Consider the following 21,170-nt stretch of genomic DNA (forward strand, 5'->3'; position numbering starts at 1 on the left):
TTCTACTTTTTACCCAAAAATCAATGAGGCCGTTTTGGTGATCACCTTTCCATCGGGAAGTGTCACGGTCAACTTGATTTCGTCCTGGATCCCGGACGTCTTGGCACCCGGTATGGTCAGACTGAAATTGAAAGCCCCGTTGGCATCCAGCGAATAAACCACCGTTGATACTTCATCCGTATACGAATCGGTTCCTACCACACGGAGCGACACCCGGGAATTGACCGGAACGCAATGGATGGACGCACGCGCCACATACGACTGTTGGGCCACGGGCCGGTCGGGTGAGAGTACCAGTGGCTGCACCTTCAGTTCGGCGCCCAGTTCGACGGACAAATCCGGGTACGATGCTTTTCCATCGATTGGATCGGTGAGTCTGGAATACCTGGGTTCACCCCCGGAAGTCGGTACGGCTTTGGCAATAAAGAGCACATTACCGGTCCAGTAGTTCTTCTTTTCATCTTCAAAATTGGCTTTGCAGAGTTCGCCCTCCGGCGTAGTGATCCCACACAGTTTCCCCAATCCTTTATCCAGTATAAAACCGCCAATCAGCGTCCAGGGCGTAGCCTTCGGTGCTTTCGAGCCCACTTTCCGCAGCACTTTGGTCACTTTATTGCACAAAATCTTGTCGATAACCTTGCCGACACCTTTGCAAATATCCTGATTCGACAGATTCACCTCGGCGCTCACGTCCGTCGGCAGAATCACGCTATACATCCCTTTGGTTACCCGATGGGCTTTAAATTCGCCAACCCGATTGCTTTTACTGGCCGGGCTTTTATACATGATGACCGATACATATTCAGCATCGGACGGTAAGCCTCCGCAATTGGTCAGGTTGATGGTAACTTCCTGCTGTCCGGCGGCTTTTCGCGCACCCGACGGAATAGAAACGGCGTCGTTGGCAAACTCCTGACTGAGTCGCAGCGGCTGGTTGTTGCGAACCGAAGTACCGCTGCCTGCCGGAAAAACCGGATTGGTCGCCGGAGCCGCCAGCCGCCCTCCGGTGATTTCCTCATCCAGATCGATTTCGGTATTCACCTGATTCTCCCCATCGGCCGAAATGTAGGTTACCGTCGCCCGGCTTTCCGTCTGCCATTTCAGGGCGATTTTAGAGCCATCCTGACCCAGAATGGTTTTCAGCCTCGATTGCTCATCGAGCAGCAAATACGTCGCATCCTTCGAACTGGGGTCCATCTGGTGAACCAGCATGGTGAGTTGCTGGGTTACCCCGGCGGCATTTTTCGTGCCGTACAGTTCCAGAATCCCGTCGGCTTTGTTGTCGATGCGGGCCACGAGCGGGTTACTCGGGGAAGTGAACAGCGTGATGGGCGAATTGGAAACCGGAGCCGGGTCCGTTTCTTTTTTACAGGCACCGGTCATCAGAACCAGAAAACCGGCCAGGGTCAGCGGGCCGAACACGAATCGGCGGACGGCAACCGGAAAGCGAAAAAATGTACCAGAGAAGTCCATAGAGCTGGAGATGTTGGGTTGGAACGCCCGGTTTGGTCCGGGAACACCCATCTATGACCCGCTCAGGGGGGAGGTTATCAGGCGAAAAAAAAGATTTTCGGTAACCCGGTTTTACACCAGTCCGTTCCGAATGGCAAAGTTGGCCAGTCCGACAATGCTCTTTGCTTTCAGTTTCTGGATCATATTCCGGCGGTGCGTATCCACAGTCGCTTCGCTGATGTTTAGCTTGTCGGCAATTTCGGCGGTGGTAAACTCCTGGGCGATCAGCCGCAGCACTTCAATTTCCCGGGCCGTGAGCTGGCGGATTTGCTCGGGTTGTTTTTCTTCCTGCGAATCGACAAACGTTCGCAATACTTCCTGGCTCATGTAAGGGCGGTCGTCGCGAATCACCTCATAAATGGCTTTCCGAACCAGATCGACGTCCTGGCTTTTGAAAAGATACCCGGATACGCCCAGCCGAACGGCGGCATGAATATCTTTGGGGTCTTCGGACATGCTCAGAATAATAACCCGGGTTCGGGGCGACACGGAGCGTAGCTGCACCACAAATTCCAGCCCGCTGATTCCCCGGCGCATGCGCAAATCGGCCACGACCACATCGACCAGCGGTTCTTTGCCCGTTCCATTTTTAAAAAACTGCAGGGCCTCCTCGCCATTGGTAAACACCTCTTCGATCTCAATTTGCGGGTCGTCACGGAGTAAACTCAGCAGACCGTCGATCACCACTTTATGGTCGTCGAGGAGCAACACTTTGATTTTGCCTTTCACGATAGGGAGGAATAGTAGACCGTCAAAATTAGTCAAACGAGATGATAACTTCTTGTCATAACCGCAATAGATGGATGAAAAATCAAACCATCTGCGATCATGTTACAGACATTTTTGCTTCAAAGCACAACGGATCTTTACCGGTTTATCGAAACGTATCGTCAACGCAGTCAGGGCATTAGCGTCGACCCGGATTTCCTGAAACACACCACCGTGCGGATCTTTCAGGATAGCGATCAACCCGGCGAATGGACGGCCGGCTATTTTGTCAACGCCCGCCCACCGCATCGGTATTTTGATGTGCTGCCGGCCGCAATCAAAGCCCAGATACTGGAAGACAGCCCAATTCGGGAGGAAGACGTGGCCGAAATTGGTGCCATCTGGATGGACGTCAAAGCCCTCGGGCGACTCGGACGCTGGCAGGTGTATCTGTTCATGCTGGCCGATGCCTACGCCACCAATCAGCCCTTCATCGTCGGCGGAACCGTTCACGCCCAGATCCGGGACTTTCAGATGCAGGTGGTCAAACACCCGCTGTTTGAGGGGGATGTGGAACTGGCGGGTCAGGTGCAGCGGATTTGGGAATACTACGCCAACCGCGAAGAAATGTGGTTCGACTTCCTCAATTTCACCGTGCCGGAAATGCGCCGTCATGTCTCGCGCGACACCATAAACCTTCGTCCGGCACCTTACCGACAAAGTGCCTGATCCGAAAATTTAGTTAACTACAAATGGTCAGATGGAGAGATTTTAGTAGTTTTAACTGCTACTTGGATTCCATCTGACCCGTTTGTATGTATGTTTAAATTTCTACAGAAATCTTCCTCCTCTGCTCCTACTGACCCCTGCCTTCACCTTGAGAATAATCCCGATCTGTTTTGCCAAACACTGGTTCGCGAAGACCCGCGCGACGAAATGGCCTGGATGTGCCTGACGAAGCGTTTGTATAAATTTTTCTTTAACTATGCCCAGAAATTCGGCACCAGTGAAGAAGATATCCAGGATTTGATTCAGGATACGCTGGTCCAGTTTATGGACGATATTTATTCCGGAAAATTTGTTTGTCGGGGCTATAAACCCATTAGTTATGTCGGTCGGATCTGTATTAATAAATGGCGGGGCTGGTGGAAAAAATACAAAAAAGAAATGGCCCTCAAAGTCGATTGGGATTCGCTCTTCCGGGAATTTGACGACCGGCCCCTGGGTCCCGAACCCGCCACGGATGAGGCTGCCGAAGAAGACGATTGCATGCGGATTGCCGCCCGTAAAGCCTATGAAAAACTAACGCCCGTTCAGCAAAAACTGATGTGGGAGCATTACGTAAACGGAATGAAATTGAAAGATTTTGAACTAATGGAAGAAAAAGCAGATGGGCACGGAAAATTACTCCATCACCGCGCCAAAAAAAAATTCGTCGGACTGTTCAAACAATACCTTTCCGATTGTCAATCATGGAAGAACTGACGGATCAACAGCACGACGATCTTGCGGCTTATCTGTCCGACCAGATGACGCCCGGCGAAAAAACCGCCTTTGAAGAACAACTCCGCCAGAACGAAGCCCTGCAACAGGAACTGCAAGTCCAGCAGCGGGTCCGGCGGGGCATGAGGCTCCTGTCTTTCGAGCAGGAAGCTGCGGCCTTCTACGCCAAAGCAAAGGAGGAACTGGCCACGGAAAAAACCGCCCAACCCGCCGAAGCGACCGTCCGCCCGCTCTGGCAACGCCCCGCCGTCTGGCTGGCCGCAGCCACGGTGCTGCTGACCCTCGGGCTGTTCTGGCGATTCTACAAAACCGGCGGTTTGGACGGCCCGGAAACGCCGGTTGCCCAAAAAGACACCACCGCTACGCAACCCCGCCCCGCCGACACCCTCCGGTCATCGCCCCCAACGCCAACGCCCGCCCCCCCCGCCGATCCGGGTCTGCTGCTGGCCGACGCGCTTTTCAAACCCACACCCAAAGCCGCCCCGCTGCCCATCGAGCCGCCCGATGAAACCGATGCCGCCGGTACGACCGACTCTGCCGCCGTGGCACAGGACTCGCTGGCCGTTTGGCAGGGTGCCCGGCTGCTGCAGCAACGGCAACTCCGCGAGGCCATCCCGGTTTTGCAGAAAACCGTACTGGAAGGCTATCCCGGCCACTGGCGAGCCTGTGCCGAATGGTATCTCAGTCTGGCGTATTTACGAAACCGGCAGCGCCGGGAAGCCCGGTCGATCCTGACGCGCATTGCCCGAACGGATGGACACCCGTATCAGGAAGAAGCCCGAAAACTACGCAGTCGTTTAAACGAATAACCCGTTCCCTACCATGAAAAGGTTCCTTTGGCTGATCAGCCTGCTGGCGCTGCCCGGTTTGGCTCAGGTCACGGATTTGTCCAAATCTCCGCTGGCGGGGCATGTAGGCCAAATTCGAACCATCACCTACCATCCAAATGGTGAATGGCTTGCTTCGGGAGGCTACGATAATACCGTTAAACTATGGGATGTTAAAACCGGCAGGGTACTGAACACATTCACGGGACATGCCGGAACCGTATTCGCCAGTAAATTTAGTGCCAGCGGAAAATTACTGGTGTCAAGCGCGCATGATCACACCGTAAAAATCTGGGATGTACAAACCGGTAAGTTGATTCGAACCATCACAACCACTGGTTTTGAAGAAGAATTTTTTGAAATTGTTAACGACGATCGGTTGATAGCCATCAATCTGCCCAATACAGGTCGCGTAAAACTGGTTGAACTCCTGACGGGCCGTGTATGGCATACCTTTGATCCCATGCCGGTTTCAGGGTTTTCCAGCACGTGTAGTTCCCTGGATTACGATTCAAAAACGAACCGTTTGGCGGTTGGCTATCAAAACAATACCGTTGGCATTTGGGATACTAAAAACCGAAAGTTCCTGCGTCTTCTGAATAAAAAAGCCTCTGGGTATTGGCCTGTTCCGGCCCTCTCGTTCAGTGAAGACGGAAAAAAACTTGCCGCCAGTCACTTGAATGGTATTATGATATGGGATGTTGTGACCGGCAATAAACTAACCACGCTTCCGCACACCGATGACAATCAAACCAACACGCTTCACTTCGAAAAAAACGACCAATTCCTGATCTGCGAAGGTGCCAAAAGAACTCTAAAGACGTGGAACCTCAGCACGAATAAAGTCCAAAGTGAACTGGTCGATAACATGCCCCATGGTTGGTTCAGTGTATGTCCAAACCAGAATCAGGCGGCAGCTTATACCGGTCCGTATAATACTGAAATTACGGTATGGAATACAACATCAGGCAAGGTCCTGCAACGATTACGCGGCCTTGATGAAGACATTTCCAAAACTTTTTCAGGAGACATTGATCCGACGGGAAACCGAATGGCGTTGGGAATTTCAGCCGGTAAGATTGGAATTTGGAACTCCCTAACCGGAGACCTTTCTCAACTGTTGGAAGACAAAGCCGATGATCAATTTGAAACCCGTTCGACCCATTTCAGCCCCGACGGAACGCTCCTGGCAACAGCAGCACTGGGTACCATTCGCATCTGGAACCTTCAAACTGGTAAGGCAACCCCCCTGCCGACCGGAGTCGGCATTATCAATGCCGTCCGTTTTTCAAAAGATGGATTACACCTCATTTCTGAACTTGATAACCGCCGGTTTCAAATTCTAACGCTTCGTTCCCGCAGCAAATTCGCCCCCCTCTTTACCACCACGTATCAATCTCCTGATCTTGCTGAAATCAGAGCCATCGGTGTGGGAAACAACCCTGGCGAACTTGTGCTGGCAACGGGCGACAATACCCTCCGTTTATGGCATACGGCCGAAAACAAAGCCACGGCAACGGTTCCCGTCAACCGGTTTATTTCAAACATCACCTACACCCCCAACGACCGCTACGTGCTGATTCAAGGTTTCGACAACTTGATCGAAATTCGCGATGCCAAAACCCTGAAGCTGATTCAAACGCTCAATCAGGTCGGTTTTTTCACGGATGCAAACTTCAAAGCGCCCAAAACACCCGACGGTCTTTACGAGATTTATCCTTATTTCCGGTCGGTTTTCCTGAAAAAAGTAGCCGGGCAACCCGTGGTGGCCGCACCGCCCAAAACCGCCCAGCCCCCGACGATTACCTGGGAACTGCCGACCCGGTCGGACGAAACCGTTGCCAGCAATGCCTATGGGGTGAAGGCCTGTATCTCGGGCGACGGCATAACCGGCCACCAGCTTTACCTCAATGGCGAACCGGTCAGCCTCCGGGGTTTCAAACGGCTCGGCTGCCCCCTGGGCATCGACCAGGTGGTTACGCTCCGCATCGGGCCGAACGAGTTGTACCTCACCGCCACCACGGCGGCCGGCACCGTTTCGTCCGAACGCCGGTATATTACCTACCAGCCGCCTGAGCCATCGCCCCTGACGGTACAAACCGCTCCGCAACAAAAGCGGCTGGCGCTGGTGATCGGAAATGCCCGGTACCAACACGCCTGGTCGCTCGCCAATCCGGTCAACGACGCGCTGGCCCTGAAAGCGGTTCTGGAAGAATGCGGTTTCACGGTGCTTTATTACGCTGATCTCGACAAAAAAGGCATGATTACCGCCTTTCAGGAATTTGGCCTAAAGCTCAAGGCGTACAATGTTGGGCTGGTATTTTACGCCGGTCACGGCCTGAGCATTCGGGGCATGAATTACTTTCTGCCCACCGACGCCAATCCGCAAAGCGAGGATGAGGTGGAGTTTGAGGGCATTCCAACCACCCGGCTCATCCGCAAGATGGAAGAAGCCAACCGCCTGACCAACATCATCCTGTTCGATGCCTGCCGCGACAATCCGTTTGCCCGCACCTGGGGCCGGGCCCTCGGTGAATCGGGCGGTTTTGCCCTGCTGCCTCCGCCCAAGGGCACGCTGATTGCCTACGCGGCCTCGGATGGCGAAGCCGCCCACGACCGGGCCAAAACCGGCACCAACAGCCCGTTTACCAAAGCCCTCGTCAAATATATTCGCCAGGGCGGGCTGTCGCTGTCCCAGATTTTGCAACGGGTCCGAACCGATGTCGAGAATGAAACGGCCGAACGCCAGACGACGCAGGATGTGAACATGATGCGCGATGATTTTTATTTCCGATAACCCCTTCTGTCCATGAAACGGCTCACTTTTCTGTTCTGCCTGCTGCTAACACGGTCCCTCTTTGCTCAGGATGCGTTTAATTACGGACTCATCATGGACGATGACAGCTACCTCCGGATTCCGGCCAAACCGCCGGTTATTCGGAAGTTCGGGTTGCAGCAACTCCCGGCGCGGGTATCCTACGAGGCTTATTGCCCCCAACCCCTCGACCAGGGAAAACACGGTACCTGTCTGGCCTTTGCTTTGGGCTATTACCTCCGCACCATCATGGAAGCCCGGCGGCTCAATACCACCAATCGGGTGGAAATCAACAAGCTGGCCTTTTCGCCGACCTATCTCTACGAAGAAGCCAAGCTCAGGAACGACCCGTATTGTCAGAATGGATTGCGGATCGATTCTGCGACGAACGTCATTCAGCACAAGGGCATCATTCCGTTCAGCTACCTGGGTTATCCCGCTTGCAGTCAGGCCGATACACGAAAATTCAGAACAATGGCGATGCGCTACCGCGTGGCCGAATCGCAGCGGTTTCTGCGCCTGGACGATCCCGTCAGTGAAAAAGTGTCCAAGCTGAAAAATGTGCTGGCGGAGGGACTGCCGGTGGTGGTCAGCATTCTGATGACACCCTCTTTCGACCAGTTGAATCAGGAGGTCTGGCAACCCGGTCAGGAGGATCTTACGCTGCTGGCGACTAAACAGAAGCAGTTGCAAACCAAAGGCCAGTCGGGCATGGGACACGCGCTGTGCATTCTGGGCTACGACGACGAGCAGTTTGGCGGAGCGTTCCGGATCGTCAACAGCCGGGGGCCGGGCTGGGGCAAACAGGGATTCTGCTGGATTCGGTACGCCGATCTGGCGACGTTCACCCGCTACGGTGTGCAACTCTACCCGCCGATGCAGCAACTGGCGACCTACCAGATTGGCGGCTTCAAGGCGGCTGTGCAGTTTGAGCAGAAGGGAATGGGCGAAATGGGGCTTCACATTGACGAAGCCGTTTCGAAAACCGCCGGGATGCTGGTCTACCGCATGAACAAACCCAATGTGTCGGGCGACGAATTCAAGTTTCTGATCAACAACGACCGGCAGGCCTACCTGTTTGCCTTCGGTACCGACGAACGACCCAACTCCGATTTGACCCGGCTTTTTCCGTACAGCGAAAAACGGCCGGACGGGAAGCTGGTGGATTACAGCCCGTTGCTCGGCGCCAACACCACCGTGGCTTACCCGCCCACCAACACCATCGAGTTGGATAAGAACACCGGGACGGATTATTTTTTGTTGCTGTTCGCCAACCGGCCCGTCGACAGCGGCCGCATGAACCGAACGCTGCGGAGTGCGCAGGGGGGGCGGTTGCTCGACCGGCTTCAGAAAACCCTGAGCACGGAGAGCCTGATCGATTTCACCAAAATCCGGTATGAGCCGAACCGGATCGCGTTCCAGGTGGAGAGCCAGGCCACCGGGAGCGTCGTGCCGGTGCTGGTGCTCATCGACCACCGTTGAGTCGGCTCCCCATGAATGGCCCATTCCACGGAAACGTTTTCAGGCACGGCACGACCTAAAATCAATTGAGCTTTTTAGCGGGTGGTGCATTGTCACAACGAGGGTCACCCGCAGGCAATGACACCTGACTTTGAAGCCCTCCACTTGCATTGTAAGTTTCAATCACACACCTTCCCGCCCGTTTTACCACATACGGTATTCCCGGTTTGAAAACAGGTGATGGGGGCGATGGCTTCCAGCCACAATCCACACTATTTACTTTATTGACCTTCTCCGTATAGCCGCCTTTTCCATCACATAGTTTTACATACTGGGTCGTTCCTCTACAGAACGTATTAACCACCGTTCCGGCGGCACAAGGGGGAGGAGGAGGAGCACAGGTTCCGATTTTCTTTCCTTTGTCAAAACCGCCTTTTCCATCGCAGACAACCTGGTATTTGACATCATTTATACACGTATCTCTTCCCGCAATAACTTCACCCTGTTGACAAACCGCAGGAGAAACTGGCCAAAACCAATACACAAGCCCCGCAATCAGGAGCAGCAGGGCTGCCAGAATAGCCCACCAGTATTTGCGGTACCAAGGTCGCAAATCCGAATCTTTTTTAGTGGTTTCTTCAACGGGCGGTCTTGGCGGAGTAGGTGGTGGTGGCACCAGCTTCAACTGGCTTTTGCAAAGCGAACAGTAGTGATCGTCAAAGCTGCTCAGAATTTCATTTTTGAAATCCGAAGGCTGCAAATATTCCGGCATCGACTTATACGGGCAATCTGTTCGTTTTCCACAGCCTTCCGGTACGGGCAAATAATAGGGGTTATATTTTTGAGGTGGGGTAGACGGTGGCTGCATAGAAATATTTTCGGAATAAGATGATAACCTTCGTGGATAAGCGGCATAAATTAGCAAATCCCAGGAGCCGACGCGTCAATATTACACAATATGTCTAAAAGGTTGATGATCCATTTGTAAAATCATGAATCCCCTTAGAAAGAATCATGGAATATGGTATTGCGAATGAAGATGTAACCACCCAATTTTAGCAGTTTTAAAAATTGATTTACCCCGGCTGATTATCCCTGATAAATTCCATCCTTTTCCAAGAACGTTGACTTAAAACGGAATCCATTTATGCCACAAGTTATCTGGGAGCAACCAACCCAAAACCCAAAAAAAGTAACCCTAACCTTTCCGCCCGTAAACCAGCAATTTGATTTGGTTCAGGAAGAAATCATCAACCAGTTGGCCGGCAGTGCCAGCAAATCCGTCCGAATCCACCTGGACGGTTCTCCGTACGAGGCCGATTTCACCAACCTGCAGTCTGTTCCGCAAAAAGTGGGCATTCCGTTGAAAAAACCGGGGGGCGCGGCTCCGCTCATCAGTGGTGATGTCTGCACCATCGAACAGAACGGCCAGTGGCTCAGCCTAGACGGCTGGCAACCCAATCAGCAATACATCCGGCTGAAACGCCTGAACGGAACGCCCCCTCCCCCCCCACCCGACTACAAAAAGTGCCAAAACTGCCATACCCCCAACCGGCTGGATGCGGTCGTCTGCCGCCAGTGTGCCGGTACTGTTTTCGAGATCATTTACAAAACCGTTTAACCGGTCCTTTTCCTACCACTCATGAACATGGTTTCCCTGATCGCCAACTCCGGCATCCAGTTTATAGATATTCCCCTCAACCTCGGCGATACGAGCGCAGCCCCCAAACTGCGGTTTGAGTATGCCGAACAGGAAGACCCCGACAACGACCGGGTGTATCTCATCATCCCGTACATGCTCGAAAACGGGAAGTACATCAGCCGTCTGGACATTAACGCCGAAGCCTTCCGCCCCGACCGCTCCATCGACGAAAGTAAAATCAAGCCCGAAAACCTGAACTACATCCGGGAAGATCACCTGATCAATCTCCAGGGTCGCTATGCGCTCGACGTTCTGGAGGGCGTCTGGCTCCCCCTGCCCTATTTCCGCACCGATCACTACGACGCCGGCAAACTGATGCCCGGCCCACAGTCCTGGGCGCGCATGTACCTCGGCCGGATCAGCTCACAGGAAAAAGCCGAGGGTAGCCCGTATACCCACAAACTGGTGCTGGCGTTCGATACGCACTGCGACGACAAGTATGACCCGCGGCTCAACCACACGTATTATGTCGTGCCGGATTCCAGCGACCCGGAAGGCGGCAATACCCGCTTCAAGTGTGCTACCCACGAAGATACCAACGGTTTTTTTCTGTCTCAGAAACGCGTCAACGACTGGCTGGAAGAAGTGATCACGAAACGCAAAAGCCGGATTCCGCGCCAGCTTACCAGCGAACCCCACCACCTGCTGCACCTGGGGCTGTATATGACGCTCCTGAAGATGATCGAGCAGACCAATAGCTGGCCCGTCGTAACGCTACAACAGGACGCCCTGGGCCGGAGCATCGACGTCAACCTGGTGCTTGATGTCGGCAATTCGCGCACCTGCGGACTGGTGCTGGAGAGCAGTGCCCGCGAGCGCGATGCAGAACTCGCCCTGACGGACGCCAAACGCCTGAAAATCCGGGAACTCCGCAATCCGACTCACACCAGCAACAAACCGTTCGAGATGAAGCTGGCGTTTATGGAAGCGTCTTTTGGCAAAAAGGAAGGGCTGACCGACGACTTCCTGTTCCGCTGGCCCAGCATGGTTCGGGTAGGAACGGAAGCCACGCGATATGGGGTCATTTTTGGCGACAATCAGGCCGTCAACGACCAGTATGAAATGACCTTTTCCAGCCCCAAACGGTATTTGTGGGACGCCAAAAAGCGCGAGAAACCCTGGGGTTATTTTTCCGAGCATACCGAACTGATGCAGAATTCGGCATCGAGTCTTCCCCTCGCCAACCTCTTTACGAGCGACGGTATGCTGGTCGATAAAGCCAACAAACTGGCCAGCGCAAACGGTCCGGGACTGATCTACCGAAGCGGCCAGAATCCGCTCTACGCCCGCAGCGCACTGATGACCTTTGCGCTGACCGAAATTCTGCTCCAGACGCTGAGTTACATCAACAGCTACGAGTTCCGGCACGAACGGGGCGAAGCGGGTGTGCCCCGGCGGTTGCGCCGGATCGTGCTGACCTGCCCGACAGCCATGCCAAAAACCGAACGGGTCAAGCTGCGAGAGTGTGCCGCCGACGCCCTTCAAGCCCTTCGTGAATACTACGGCGATAAGTACAAACTGATTTCACCCGACCTCGAAATCATTCCCGACTACAGCAAACTGGCTGAAAACGACCCGGTTGAAAGCCGCATTCCGAAAAACCTGAAAGACCTGCGGGAAAACCACGATCCCGTTCGGCTGCGCACCTCCTGGGGCTACGATGAAGCCACCTGCAGCCAGTTAGTCTTTATGTACAACGAGATCGTTCACCGGTTTGGGCCGGAAAATGCCCCCCGTTTTTTTGAGACCATGGGCCGTCGGCGCACCGACGACCTCGACCCATCCCGCAAATCGCTGATGATCGCCAGCGTCGACATTGGCGGGGGAACGACCGACCTGATGATTGGCCACTATGAATATGAACCGGGCGCGGTCACCAGCCTCTACCAGAACCCGGTTTTCTGGGAAGGATTCAACCTGGCCGGCGACCACATCATCAAGAAACTCATTGAAGAGTGTGTGTTGCCGCAAATTGCCCGCGAAGCCCGCCGACTGGGTTGTGGCCGCGCGGGGCAGGTTCTGTATTCGCTCTTCGGCCCATTCCAAAGCACCGATACCGACCACAAACGCACGCTCAAGAAGCATTTTGCCAATCAGGTGGCCACGGTTATTGCGCAGGGCATGTTGGGACAGATTACCGCCCATCCTGATCAAACCCGTCAGGTGGCTTTCGACGAGTTTTTTCAGGAACACGAAGCGCCGATTCCAAGCGTGTTGCAGTATGTGAACGAGGGATTCCGGCGCGAAGGAGCCACCGGTTTCGACATCCGGCTGATGAGCTGGGAAGTGTCGCCGGAGGAAATCAACCAGAAAGCCATTCGCAACGTCATCGGAACCATGCTCCGCGATTTGTGCGGCATCATTTCCCAGTACCAATGCGATTACGTCCTGCTGTCGGGCCGCCCCTCGACGCTGCCGGTGGTGCTGGATCTCTTTCTGGAAAACATGCCGGTTTCGCCCGACCGGATTGTGCCGATGAACCGCATCCGGGTAGCCACGAGCGAAAAATTCTGGTATCCCTTCAGCGATCCGCACGAATACACCATCAAGGATCCCAAAACCTGCGTTTCGGTCGGAGCCGCCATCGCCCTGCTGTCGGAACTGGGGCATCTGAACGGTTTCCGGCTCGACACGCGCCTGCTGGCAGCCCGCATGACTTCCACCGCCGACTACATTGGGTTGCTGACGGACGGCCAGCCGCCCCGCATCAAAAACGAGCATGTGCTGGCCGTTCCCGACGATTCATCCATCGAGCCCATCGACGAAATCGAGCTAACCGGTGCCAAAGATACATTCCTGGGAATGCGCCAAATGGCGAGTGATCAGTGGATTGCCACGCCTTTGTACAAAATCGAGTTCGACAGCGAACGGGCCAGAACGCTGCTCATGCCCAAACTCCCGCTCAAAGTCCGGATTGGTCGTCCGAACCTGCGCGACAAAGAAGGGTTGATCCTGCGCAATAACCTGACGGTGATGGACCCGCAAACGGGCCGCGACATTCCGGCGCTGAAGCTGACGGTTTGCACGCTGACCGATCCGCACGGCTACTGGCTCGACACCGGAAATTTCTATCTGGACCCTTATCTGAACTGACAATCAGGCTGTTTTTCCATGATTTGATTGGCTATTTCAACCCGTATGAACGCTCAATCCGACTTTACGCCACCCGATCCATTGCCCACTCCGCTTGATTCGTTCGTCAATCACCTCCGCGACCTGCTGGGTCCGGAGGTGATTGCGCGTCTGCGGCAAAACCCCAATCTGGCCCTGCCCTACGCCGACGAAGACAGCACTGACGGTGACTGGCTTCGCCGGGGGTTACAAACCATTCTGTCGTCCGACGATCTCGAAACCGTGGGAAGCCGGGCCAGGGACCTGCCGCTCACGATCAGCCGACCGTTGCAGCAGCAGATCGAGAATTTGCGCTGGGAGCAACTGGAACAGCAGCAGGCACTGACGCTGGCCCTGGAGCAGAAGCAAACCGCCGAAACCGGTCGCGAGCAGGCCGAAATCGAGGTGTTTCGACTCCGGAAAGAGCGGGCGGCCATGCTGCCAGCGGCTGAGTTTGTGCGGTTATTTTTCAGTACTGCCGCCGAAACCGGCATCCGTAACCTCCTCATCGAAGCTACCGAGTCGCCCACGCCCGACCTCAACGGTTTTCTGGCGGCTTTTGTGGGCGGATGGACGGCCTTGCGGGCGTTGGAAACGACCCTGAACGAGTCGCCACAGGATGCGGTTCGGCAATACCACCAGGCGCTGACCGATTTGCTGAGTGCCTTAACGGGCCTGTATATTCCCCAGCGTCGCGCCCTGCTGGACAAGGTGGCCCAATGGGCGTCGAACCACTTTGAGGATTTTGTCTTTGTGTCGCCCGAAGAAACCCGGCAAGTGGACCCGGCCCTTCACAACGTGCAGGGTCTGGGAGGAAATACCGTCCGCGAAGGCCGGTCGTTTGCCGTCATTCGGCGGCAATCACGAACCGTGGTGATTTACGCAGACATCGTTACCGAATAAAGATTTTTGATAACCTGAACGGGTGTTCAGGCATAAATACTCGAAAACATCCCGAAACCCATTCACTATGTTTCCTACTCTATCTCAGGAAAGTCTGCAATTACAGGAGAGCATTCGGCGCGGCACCGAATGGTTGAGTCTATACGAGGAACCCGAAAAACGGCTGAGTACGCTCGATGAACTGGGCAAGCTGCGCCGACGCGCCAAACGGCTCGAACAGGCCGCCAAAATGCGTCCGGCACTCGCCCTGTTTGGCATCAGTCAGGTTGGAAAATCGTACCTGGTTTCCAATCTGGCCCGCATTCCCGGCCACAATCTGTTGCAGATCGAATCGGCGGGAATACCGGCCGAAACCGTCCGGCAAATCACGGGACACGATGGCCCGATCAGCTTCATCGACGACATCAACCCCGTGGGGGGCGGAACCGAGGCCACCGGCGTGGTGACGCGCTTTACGACCTACCACCAGAACAACGAGGGCGGTTATTTGCTGCGGCTGCTGAACCAGTCGGACATCGTGAAAACCATGGCCATCGGGTATCAATACAACATTATCAATTCGAAATACCCCGAAAAGCTCACGTTCGAGCAACTGGATCAACTGCAAAACCGCCTGGAACGGCAACGGCAGGCCACGATTCAGCCGGGAATGACCGAAGACGACATCCTGGATTTGCGGGATTATCTATCGAAATATTTTCAGGGAATGGACCTCATCGGCACCTTGCGCCGATACAATTACTGGGAGAAAGTGGCCGCTATTGCGCCCTATGTACGGCCCGGCGACCGCTGGGCCATTTTCGCCCCGCTCTGGCACGAAGACGTGTTCATGACCAACTTGTTCAACAAACTGAGTCAGGGGCTGATCGAACTGGGATTTGAGTCGGAAGTATGGGTTGGTCTGGAAGCCGTTGCGCCCCAGAAGCAAACGATTGTCGACGTCATGCGGCTGTATGAAATGGACCAGACCGACAGTCAGCTCAACACTGTAACGGTGGTCACCCGCGACAAAAAGCGGATTCCGCTGACCCGGAGCATTCTGACCGGGCTGACTTCCGAGCTGGTGTTGCCCCTGCCCAAAGCCCTCGAAAACCACCCCAGCCGCCGGTTTCTGCAACACGCCGACATCCTCGATTTTCCGGGTGCGCGGAGCATGGAAGGCTCACCGGAAAACGTTTTTCAGCAGGAAACCGACGTTTCCAAGAAAATGGACCCGTTTCTGCGCGGAAAAGTTTTTTACCTCTTCAATGCCTACAACGATTCGTTCGGCATCAGCAGCTTGCTTTTCTGCATGCACAACATGCAGTCGGAGGTGAAAGGCACGCTCAACATCAACAGCATGATCAGCCAGTGGATCGGCATGAACGTGGGCCGCTCGGCGGAGGAGCGCGAAAAACGCGAACGCGTGCTGAACAACCTGGTACCGCTGGATGCCCGCGCTGGCGTCGACCGGATCAATCCGTTCTTTCTGGTGCTGACCAAGATCAACGTCGAGATCGACGAATGCGACCCCACCCGGGTGGGCCGCACGGACCTCTACGACCACATCTGGGAAAAACGGCTGGAGCGGTTTTTCGACAAGGAATTCGACAAGGTTTCGACCGACAAATGGACGCGAAGCTGGAACGGCCCGAGCGACAGTTTCAAAAACACGTTCATGATTCGCGACCCCCGGTATTGCAAAGTCTCCTACCAGATCACGGACGGCGTCGAAACCTACAACGAACGCTACACCCCGGCCTTTGCCGACATGGAACGCTCGTTTGTAAACAATGAACACACCAACCGGCACTTTCACGATCCGATGACAGCCTGGTATGAAGCCACGCAGCCGGGCCGGAACGGGATCGATTACCTGCTGAAATACCTGTTACCGGCCTGTCATCCGGCCATCAAACAGGAACAAGTCCGGGAAGCCCTGAATCGGGTGCGGCAGGAAGTGGGGGAAGCTTTGTGCCACCATTACGAGGGCGGATCGGTGGAAGAAAAACTCATCCGCGCCCGCGAACGCCGGGATCAGCTTCGCAAACCGGTCGGACGGTTGATCAAAGAGAAAAAGTTTGGCCGCTTCCTGGCTTCCTTCACCGTCGCCGAGCAATTTGTGAACGGCAAAGAAAACAGCCTGTGGGACCGCGAGCTGGTTCGCCAGGTGATGAGCCAGCCCGATCTGTTTCTGAAACAGGCCGAATCGACCAGCGCGGTTACCAATGCTTCGGCAGACTCCGTCGACCTTGGTATTTTTGTGGATGGTATCCTGAATGTAGGATCCGTTAGTGAGGAACCCGCTCCCAAACCAGCACCGGGCTCGGTTTTGGCCACCCGCTATGCCGAAAGTCTACTGGGGCAATGGGTGACGCAGCTCAAGCAACTGCGCAGCGACCGGCAGTTTCAGGGGCAGTTTGGTCTGGCCGAAAACGAGGTAACGATTCTGGTCGATGAAATGGAGCGGAGCATGGAACGCGACAGCCTGAAAGTCCGGGTTGCCGAAGACGTTAGCCCCTACATTCACCAATCCGATAACCTGGAAGTAGTTCTGACGCTGGGCCGGGCCGCCATCAACGACTTCGTCAATACGCTGGGCTGGTCGCGGGTGAGTGCCGACGACAAACTCAGAAACAAGGCCGTCTACCAGTCGGCGCCCAACGTGGTGGCTCCCATTTACGGCAATCCGTTGGCCGACGTGCCGGCGAAAAACCAGTTGACCACCACGGTGGACGATCCGTCGCGGGTTTTCTACAGCCAGTGGTTCAACGGTTTCGACAAGTCGTTTGAATACAACGTTTTGCGCGAAGCCAACCTGACCGACCCCGAAAAAGCCCGGGTGAATGGCCTGCTCGACACCATCATTAAAGACCTTGGTTACCAGTGCCAGTAATCGGTTAGCCCGTTATTCTCATGCCCGCCCACTACCCCATCTTCAGTACGTCGCTCTCCGCTTACCGGCCGGTTATCTGGTTAGCGCAACCGGTTTACACGCGCTACAACCAGCTTCGGGATTTGCTCCGCAGCCGCCTGGGCGAAAGCTACGCGCAGCTTCTGGCCGAGCCGCTCATTCCACCGCCCTACGAACAGACGCGCACCGAAGCCCGCTGGTTTTCCGATAGTTTTCGGCAGGGAACGCCCTTACCCAACCTCATTCCCCCGGATCGCGCCCGTGTCAGCCAGTTGCTGGATGCACAGCTCTCCGCCATCCGCCAACTGGCGGATGAACTCGAACGGACTTCGCAGACGGAAAACCAGCAACTGGGCACCCTGTTGCGGCTCGCCGTCGAAATACCGGGGCCGGAATGTGTGCTGACCAACGGCGATCAGGCGGTTTTGGTGCTCTGGGGGTTTGAATCCGATCGCAGCCGCCAGGAACGGTTTCGGGTCAATCAGTACCTCAAACACCAGATTCCCGAACCGCCAGCCGTGCCCCCGGTGGTGCCGCTGGCAACGCCCACGAATCCGGCGCTGACCTCCAATCCGACCCCGCCCCCGGTTCCGGTTCAACCGGTAGCGGACACCGTGAAAACCCGGCGGTGGTGGTGGGACTGGCGGTGGCCGCGCTGGTTCTGGTGGCGACGGCAAACCGACGGCCCGGTGGGTTGTGGGTGCATCGGCTGGCTGCTGGGTTTGCTGCTGTTGTTGCTCCTGCTGGGATTGTTATACTGGTTCTGGCCCGCGCAGTGGGGTCGGCCCGTTGGGGTGGGCGTACCGGGCGTCGAAACCGGGGCGGGCGAGATGCCCGAGTCGGGACGAACCCTCAGCCCTCACTTGCCGGATCGGCCGCAGGGAATTGTGGCTCCCGTCGACTCAGCCCAGATTATTACCAACCCGCAGGACTCCCTGCAACGCCCGATTATTGGCAACCGGCTGAACGTCTTTTTGAAAAAGGAGGTCAATCTGGTCGCGTTTGTCAACAAAGTGAAAGCCAGTTATACCGACAACGAATTGCAGATCGTGGCCTTCGATACCACCCTGAACGCCCTGCAAGTCCAGATTCCGACCGATCAGCGGGATGTCTGGCGCGACCGGCTTCAGAAAATGCCGGAAGTGTACCTGGTTTTCGACGAAAGCCTGTTCCAGTCGAGCGGGCTGCCCAACGACCCGGATCTGGCAAACCGGACCAAGAACTGGTATTTCGAGGCCATTGGTGCTTTTGAAGCCTGGAATATTACCCGTGGCTCCGATCAGGTGACGGTGGCCGTGCTGGATGGCGGTTTTGATACGGGCCACCCCGAACTCCAGAACCAGATTGTGCAAGCCCGCAACATGACCGCCGAATCAGGAAAGATCAACACCGACAGCCCCATGGGTGGCCGACACGGAACGCACGTCGCAGCCACCATAGCCGGGCGGGCGGGCAATGCCGCAGGCACTTCCGGGATTGCGCCCAACTGCCGGGTCATGGCTGTTCAGGTAGGCACCGACAAACCGAGTACGCTAGCGATCGTTTTTGGCCTTCAATATGCCATTAAAAATGGTGCCCGCGTCATCAGTTTATCGCTGGGCCGCAGTATTCCGGCTGCCGCAGCGGCCAAACTGGCGGCTATGCCAGAAGCCCGGCAGAATGCCCTGCTGGCGAGTTACCAGCAAAGCCCGGCCTACCAAACCGAACGTCAGTTGTTCGAAACCCTTTTCGGCGAGGCTTCGCGCAATGGCGTCGTCATCGTGAAAGCAACCGGCAACGAAAATATTCCGGCCGGTTTTGATCCGATGAACGATACGCCGTATACCATCAATGTGTCGGCGGATGGCCCACCCAACCAGGCAGGCGAGGTCGAACGCGCATCGTTCAGCAATTACGGCCCGCTGTCGACCGTGTCGGCGCCCGGTGTGCAGATTTACAACGCGGTGCCGGGTGGAGGCTACGACTACATGAGCGGCACGAGCATGGCCACGCCGATTGTGGCCGGTGGTGTGGCACTGATGTGTTCCCTGCGTCCGGACCTGAGCCCCGATCGAATCCGGGCTATTCTGGTAAAAACCGGCAATTCGCACCTGGGCGGGAGCGGCAAACACATCGGACCGCTCATTCAGTTACACAAAGCCCTGGAAGCCTGTCGGCTGGAGCCGAAGGATGCCTGTGCCGCGACGCTCGACAGTCTGAAACGGGAAATTGCCAAACTCAAACGCCAGCCCTAACGCCTATGCCCCGGCAACTGATTGCGATTACCCCCACCGCCGGCCTGCGCCCCGTTTTCGGTTCGAACGTTGGCGAAGGCGTCAAACGGTATCAGACCCTCCGGGAATTGCTGACGGTGGGCAGCAGCCATGCGGTTTTTGCCGAACCCGTTATCGAACTCGGTCAGATTCGCTGGTTTAGCGATCTGCCCGGTGCCATTCAGCCGTATCAGGAACTGTCACCCGAATGGCAGGCCAAATCCCGGGCGGTTTTGCGGTATTACACCGATCTGGCGTATGACCAGATTCAGCGCTACCACGACGCGGACGACCTGCACCGGATGCTGGCCGACTGCCTTGAAATTCCGCAGGTTAAAAACCTGTATCTGATTGGCAAACGCCCGGTTTTAATCCTGTGGGGTTTTCTGAGCAGTGATTTCAACCCCGCCCGCGGCCTGGTTCGCAAGCTGACGCAGCAGGCCGTTTCGCCCCGGATGATGCTCAACGCCAAAGTGGTGCAAGCCGCTGACCAGAAGCCGGTTGCCAACGCGACGGTCTCCCTGCACCACGGCGGGCAGACGTATAAACTGACGACCAGCACCGACGGTAACGTCAGTTTCCAGCAGATCATCCCCATCGATCCGCTGGTGTTTCAGGTGGAGGCCGCAGCCGATTCGTATGCCGTGGCAACCACCACGCTGACCAGCGAAAAAACCGTTGCTGACCTCATTTTTGACGGTTTCTATCCCCTCATCACCACCTTGACGTTGCACCCGCGGCTTGAAGAACACGCCATCCCGCTCCAGCTTATCGATCTTGTTACGAAAGAACCGGTCAACGGTGCCACCGTGCGGCTAACGACCGCCAATTCCGACCTTACCCAGACCAGTTCGGAAACCGGCCTGGTTTCCTTTGACCCGGTTTTGCTGTTGGCCGGGGAAAAAGCATTGGTTTATGTGACGCATCCGGATTTTGCCGACGAGCGCCTGGAACTGGCGGCCGGGGACCCAACCCACGTTGTGGAACTGAATCCATCCGGGCTTCGGGGTCGTCGCGGGGCATTCAGCGTCAATCTCCGCTGGTTTTCGACCGACGACCTGGATCTGTTCGTTTCTGACCCCGGCGGCAACCTGCTCAATTACCAGCAACGGGAAGTGAATTTCAAAGACCACCTCGGAATTCTGGATCTGGACGCCAACGCCGATGACGATTCGGCCACGACCGAACCGCAGGAAAACGCCTATTGGGAGAAAGCACACGCCGGGTATTACACCATCGAGGTTTCGTTCTATAAACGCCGTTCGCCGAAAGGGCAGGCCGTTCCGTTCGAGATCACGGTTCAGCACGGCAACCAGCAGTACATCCTGCAACGGGAGACATCCAAAGAGGGCGAACGTGTTTTTGTGGACCGGTTTCACCTCTGACCGCTCAAAAAAACGGCCGACCGTGATAACCTTTTTTACGGACTGGCATCAATAGACATCCGGGCGCTCCCGGCGCTTTACCAAACCATCAGAAAGCC

At 55.6% G+C, this 21,170-nt stretch carries 14 protein-coding genes; 11 read left to right on the top strand and 3 right to left on the bottom strand.

All coding sequences use genetic code 11. The features are described from left to right. Positions 1-9: 9 nt before the first annotated feature. Together DUE52_RS21020 and DUE52_RS21025 are read right to left on the bottom strand one after the other, a co-directional pair. Complete coding sequence (locus tag DUE52_RS21020) at positions 10-1,473, bottom strand: hypothetical protein (protein ID WP_114408020.1); 1,464 nt, start codon at positions 1,471-1,473, stop codon at positions 10-12. 111 nt (positions 1,474-1,584) lie between these two features. Beyond that, positions 1,585-2,241 (bottom strand): LuxR C-terminal-related transcriptional regulator, encoded by a 657-nt coding sequence (locus tag DUE52_RS21025; protein WP_133299893.1) that lies wholly within the window; start codon positions 2,239-2,241, stop codon positions 1,585-1,587. Positions 2,242-2,340: 99 nt separating this feature from the next. On the opposite strand from DUE52_RS21025, the gene DUE52_RS21030 reads away from it, so the two are divergent. The 5 genes from DUE52_RS21030 (at position 2,341) to DUE52_RS21050 (ending at position 8,847) form a co-directional block, all read left to right on the top strand. Then, on the top strand, positions 2,341-2,949 hold the full coding sequence (locus DUE52_RS21030; protein WP_114408022.1) for a hypothetical protein: 609 nt from the start codon (positions 2,341-2,343) through the stop codon (positions 2,947-2,949). Between the two features lie 90 nt (positions 2,950-3,039). Further along, a complete protein-coding gene (locus tag DUE52_RS21035; RefSeq protein ID WP_133299894.1) occupies positions 3,040-3,705 on the top strand; it encodes an RNA polymerase sigma factor in 666 nt (221 codons plus the stop codon). Next, complete coding sequence (locus tag DUE52_RS21040) at positions 3,693-4,532, top strand: tetratricopeptide repeat protein (RefSeq protein ID WP_114408024.1); 840 nt, start codon at positions 3,693-3,695, stop codon at positions 4,530-4,532. The genes DUE52_RS21035 and DUE52_RS21040 overlap by 13 nt, the downstream gene beginning before the upstream one ends. Positions 4,533-4,545: 13 nt before the next feature. Further along, positions 4,546-7,347 carry a caspase family protein gene (locus DUE52_RS21045; RefSeq protein WP_114408025.1) on the top strand — a complete coding sequence of 934 codons (2,802 nt, stop codon included), beginning with the start codon at positions 4,546-4,548 and terminating at the stop codon, positions 7,345-7,347. Positions 7,348-7,359: 12 nt separating this feature from the next. Beyond that, the gene (locus DUE52_RS21050; protein WP_114408026.1) at positions 7,360-8,847 is read left to right on the top strand and encodes a C1 family peptidase; all 1,488 of its coding nucleotides are present in this window, start codon (positions 7,360-7,362) and stop codon (positions 8,845-8,847) included. A gap of 61 nt (positions 8,848-8,908) precedes the next feature. Here DUE52_RS21050 and DUE52_RS32145 read toward each other — a convergent pair whose 3' ends face one another. Next, entirely contained in the window at positions 8,909-9,694 is a 786-nt protein-coding gene (locus DUE52_RS32145) for a hypothetical protein (protein ID WP_133299895.1), read from the bottom strand. A gap of 279 nt (positions 9,695-9,973) precedes the next feature. On the opposite strand from DUE52_RS32145, the gene DUE52_RS21055 reads away from it, so the two are divergent. The 6 genes from DUE52_RS21055 to DUE52_RS21080 all read left to right on the top strand — a co-directional run bounded on the left by DUE52_RS21055 (position 9,974) and on the right by DUE52_RS21080 (position 21,072). Then, positions 9,974-10,447 (top strand): hypothetical protein, encoded by a 474-nt coding sequence (locus DUE52_RS21055; protein WP_114408027.1) that lies wholly within the window; start codon positions 9,974-9,976, stop codon positions 10,445-10,447. Positions 10,448-10,468: 21 nt separating this feature from the next. Further along, positions 10,469-13,621: a virulence factor SrfB gene (locus DUE52_RS21060; protein ID WP_114408028.1), complete on the top strand. Its 3,153-nt coding sequence runs from the start codon at positions 10,469-10,471 to the stop codon at positions 13,619-13,621. A 45-nt stretch (positions 13,622-13,666) separates the two neighbouring features. Continuing rightward, a complete protein-coding gene (locus tag DUE52_RS21065) occupies positions 13,667-14,542 on the top strand; it encodes a hypothetical protein (RefSeq protein ID WP_114408029.1) in 876 nt (291 codons plus the stop codon). Positions 14,543-14,609: 67 nt separating this feature from the next. Further along, positions 14,610-17,417, top strand: coding sequence for a virulence factor SrfC family protein (locus DUE52_RS21070; RefSeq protein ID WP_114408030.1), 2,808 nt, complete (start codon positions 14,610-14,612; stop codon positions 17,415-17,417). A 20-nt stretch (positions 17,418-17,437) separates the two neighbouring features. Then, positions 17,438-19,669 (top strand): S8 family serine peptidase, encoded by a 2,232-nt coding sequence (locus tag DUE52_RS32820; RefSeq protein WP_114408031.1) that lies wholly within the window; start codon positions 17,438-17,440, stop codon positions 19,667-19,669. 5 nt (positions 19,670-19,674) lie between these two features. Beyond that, a complete protein-coding gene (locus tag DUE52_RS21080) occupies positions 19,675-21,072 on the top strand; it encodes an MSCRAMM family protein (RefSeq protein WP_114408032.1) in 1,398 nt (465 codons plus the stop codon). Positions 21,073-21,170: the final 98 nt, after the last annotated feature.

It is taken from the genome of Larkinella punicea, from assembly GCF_003334855.1.
Classification (GTDB): domain Bacteria; phylum Bacteroidota; class Bacteroidia; order Cytophagales; family Spirosomataceae; genus Larkinella; species Larkinella punicea.

What these genes read in the sequence shown, in the direction of transcription:
- DUE52_RS21035 (WP_133299894.1), top strand. Translation starts at nt 3,040, where the DNA reads ATGTTTAAATTTCTACAGAAATCTTCCTCCTCTGCTCCTACTGACCCC.
- DUE52_RS32145 (WP_133299895.1), bottom strand. Translation starts at nt 9,694, where the DNA reads ATGCAGCCACCGTCTACCCCACCTCAAAAATATAACCCCTATTATTTG.
- DUE52_RS21030 (WP_114408022.1), top strand. Translation starts at nt 2,341, where the DNA reads ATGTTACAGACATTTTTGCTTCAAAGCACAACGGATCTTTACCGGTTT.
- DUE52_RS21070 (WP_114408030.1), top strand. Translation starts at nt 14,610, where the DNA reads ATGTTTCCTACTCTATCTCAGGAAAGTCTGCAATTACAGGAGAGCATT.
- DUE52_RS21065 (WP_114408029.1), top strand. Translation starts at nt 13,667, where the DNA reads ATGAACGCTCAATCCGACTTTACGCCACCCGATCCATTGCCCACTCCG.
- DUE52_RS21040 (WP_114408024.1), top strand. Translation starts at nt 3,693, where the DNA reads ATGGAAGAACTGACGGATCAACAGCACGACGATCTTGCGGCTTATCTG.
- DUE52_RS21080 (WP_114408032.1), top strand. Translation starts at nt 19,675, where the DNA reads ATGCCCCGGCAACTGATTGCGATTACCCCCACCGCCGGCCTGCGCCCC.
- DUE52_RS21050 (WP_114408026.1), top strand. Translation starts at nt 7,360, where the DNA reads ATGAAACGGCTCACTTTTCTGTTCTGCCTGCTGCTAACACGGTCCCTC.
- DUE52_RS21060 (WP_114408028.1), top strand. Translation starts at nt 10,469, where the DNA reads ATGAACATGGTTTCCCTGATCGCCAACTCCGGCATCCAGTTTATAGAT.
- DUE52_RS21055 (WP_114408027.1), top strand. Translation starts at nt 9,974, where the DNA reads ATGCCACAAGTTATCTGGGAGCAACCAACCCAAAACCCAAAAAAAGTA.
- DUE52_RS32820 (WP_114408031.1), top strand. Translation starts at nt 17,438, where the DNA reads ATGCCCGCCCACTACCCCATCTTCAGTACGTCGCTCTCCGCTTACCGG.
- DUE52_RS21020 (WP_114408020.1), bottom strand. Translation starts at nt 1,473, where the DNA reads ATGGACTTCTCTGGTACATTTTTTCGCTTTCCGGTTGCCGTCCGCCGA.
- DUE52_RS21045 (WP_114408025.1), top strand. Translation starts at nt 4,546, where the DNA reads ATGAAAAGGTTCCTTTGGCTGATCAGCCTGCTGGCGCTGCCCGGTTTG.